The following is a 2812-nucleotide window of genomic DNA, read 5'->3' as shown; positions in this document are numbered from 1 at the left end:
CGCGTGCTGATCGCCAACTCCAACCTGGTGCCCAAGTGGGCGAACTGGGAACACTTCAATGAGCTCGACCGCAAGGGCCTGTTCATGTACGGCCAGATGACTGCCGGCAGCTGGATCTACATCGGCAGCCAGGGCATCGTGCAAGGCACCTTCGAGACCTTTGTCGAAGCCGGCCGCCAGCACTACAACAACAGCCTGGCCGGCAAGTGGATCCTGACCGCGGGCCTGGGCGGCATGGGCGGCGCGCAGCCGCTGGCCGCAACATTGGCCGGTGCCGTGTCGCTCAACATCGAGTGCCAGCAAAGCAGCATCGACTTTCGCCTGCGCACGCGCTATGTGGACAAGCAGGCCAAGGACATCGACGACGCGCTGGCGCTGATCAAGCACCACTGCGACAGGAAGGAAGCTGTTTCCATCGCCCTGCTGGGCAACGCCGCCGACGTGCTGCCCGAGCTGGTCAAGCGCGTGAAATCGGGTCAGGCCGGTGGCATCAGGCCCGACCTGGTGACCGACCAGACCTCGGCCCACGACCTGATCAACGGCTACCTGCCCAGTGGCTGGAGCGTGGCGCAATGGCAGGCCGCACAGAAGAACCCCGAGCAGCACGCCCAGCTCACGGCTGCGGCGGCCCGCAGCTGCGCCGTGCATGTGCAGGCCATGCTCGACTTCCAGGCCATGGGCATTCCCACGGTCGACTACGGCAACAACATCCGCCAGGTTGCGTTCGACGAGGGCGTGAAGAACGCCTTCGATTTCCCCGGCTTCGTGCCCGCCTACATCCGCCCGCTGTTCTGCGAAGGCAAGGGCCCGTTCCGCTGGGTGGCGCTCTCGGGCGACCCGGAAGACATCTACAAGACCGACGCCAAGATCAAGGAACTGTTCCCCGAGAACAAGCACACGCACCGCTGGCTGGACATGGCACGCGAGCGCATCAGCTTCCAGGGCCTGCCCGCACGCATCTGCTGGCTCGGCCTGGGTGAGCGCCACCTGGCGGGCCTGGCCTTCAACGAAATGGTGAAGAACGGCGAACTCAAGGCGCCGATCGTGATCGGCCGCGACCACCTGGACACCGGCTCGGTGGCCAGCCCGAACCGCGAAACCGAATCCATGAAGGACGGCACCGACGCTGTCTCCGACTGGCCGCTGCTCAACGCCCTGCTGAATACCGCCGGCGGCGCCACCTGGGTCAGCCTGCACCACGGCGGCGGCGTCGGCATGGGCTACTCGCAGCATGCCGGCATGGTCATCGTGGCCGACGGCACCGATGCCGCCGCCGAGCGGCTGGCACGCGTGCTGGTCAACGACAGCGGCTCTGGCGTGATGCGCCACGCGGATGCGGGCTACGACATCGCGGTCGCGACCGCGAAGAAGCAAGGCTTGAAGCTGCCCATGGTCAAGTAAGCCGTCGCCGCATTGCAGCGTTTCGCCAGCATGACCACAGCAAGCTACCCCAGCGCCGATGGCGTCTGGGACCATCTGCGCCTGATGCCCGATGCACAGGCCGATGCCGGCCAACTCGCCGCGGATGCCGCGGACGCCGAGGCCGCGATCGTCGTGGCGCAGGGCCGGATCCGTTGGATCGGCGAACGCAGCGCGCTGCCGGCCGAATTCGCCGCACTGCCGCGCTTCGACGGAAACGGTGCGCTGGTGACGCCCGGCCTCGTCGATTGCCACACCCACCTGGTCTACGGCGGCCAGCGTGCCAACGAGTTCGCCATGCGGCTTGCCGGCGCGAGCTACGAAGAGGTAGCCAAGGCCGGCGGAGGCATCGTCTCCAGCGTGCGCGCCACCCGCGAGGCGAGTGAAGACTATCTGTTCGTCAGCGCGGCGCAAAGGCTCGAATGCCTGCTGGCCGAAGGCGTCTGCGCCATCGAGATCAAGTCCGGTTATGGCCTTGCGCTGGAACACGAACGCAAGCAACTGCGCGTGGCACGGCGCCTGGGCGAAGCCTATGGCGTCACCGTGCGCACCACGTTTCTTGGCGCGCACGCGCTGCCGCCCGAGTACGCGGGCCGCAGCCAGGACTACACCGATCTGGTGTGCCAGCAGATGCTGCCTGCGCTCGCCGCCGAAGGGCTGGTCGATGCGGTGGATGTGTTCTGCGAGCGCATCGCGTTTTCGCTGGCCGAGACCGAGCAGGTATTTCGGGCCGCGCAGGCCCTGGGCCTGCCGCTGAAGTTGCATGCCGAGCAGCTCTCCGACATGGGCGGCGCGGCGTTGGCGGCGCGCTATGGCGCGCTGTCGTGCGACCACATCGAGCATCTGTCGCAAGCCGGCATCGACGCCATGCGCGCGGCCGGCAGCGTGGCCGTGCTGTTGCCCGGCGCCTACTACACACTGCGCGACACGCACCTGCCGCCGATCGCGGCGCTGCGCGCGGCCGGCGTGCCGATGGCGGTATCGACCGACCACAACCCAGGCACATCGCCCGCATTGAGCTTGCTGCTGATGGCCAACATGGCCTGCACGCTGTTCCGCCTGACCGTGCCCGAGGCCCTGGCCGGCATCACCCGGCACGCGGCGCGCGCGCTGGGCCTGCAGGACACCCATGGCACGCTGGGAGTGGGCCGGCCGGCGAACTTCGTGTTGTGGAACGTGCAGGACGCGGCCGAACTCGCCTACTGGTTCGGCCAGCGGCCAGTGCGCAGCATCGTGCGCCAGGGCCGCATCGCCGCATCGCCCTGACACCACTTCAGGCGCAGCCCCGTGCAGCACTCCGCACCGCCTTCCCCCGTCTTCCGTGGCTGGTCCATGGTGGCCGCCACGCACCTGCTGTTCGCGTTGATCTTCGGCGCGATGTACGCGTTCGGGG

2 protein-coding genes are annotated in these 2812 nt (G+C 67.9%); both read left to right on the top strand.

Going from position 1 to position 2812, the window contains the following annotated elements:
• Positions 1-1401 (top strand): urocanate hydratase (hutU, locus tag VLK61_RS07170; RefSeq protein ID WP_325419642.1); only part of this gene is annotated, 1401 nt, incomplete at its 5' end.
• 30 nt (positions 1402-1431) lie between these two features.
• Positions 1432-2685, top strand: coding sequence for an imidazolonepropionase (hutI, locus tag VLK61_RS07165; RefSeq protein ID WP_325419640.1), 1254 nt, complete (start codon positions 1432-1434; stop codon positions 2683-2685).
• The last annotated feature ends 127 nt before the right edge of the window (positions 2686-2812 follow it).

It is taken from the genome of Aquabacterium sp. (assembly GCF_035476535.1).
Taxonomy (GTDB): domain Bacteria; phylum Pseudomonadota; class Gammaproteobacteria; order Burkholderiales; family Burkholderiaceae_C; genus Pseudaquabacterium.
The sequence above is the reverse complement of the archived record's forward strand: the minus strand, read 5'-3'. Positions and strand labels throughout refer to the sequence as shown.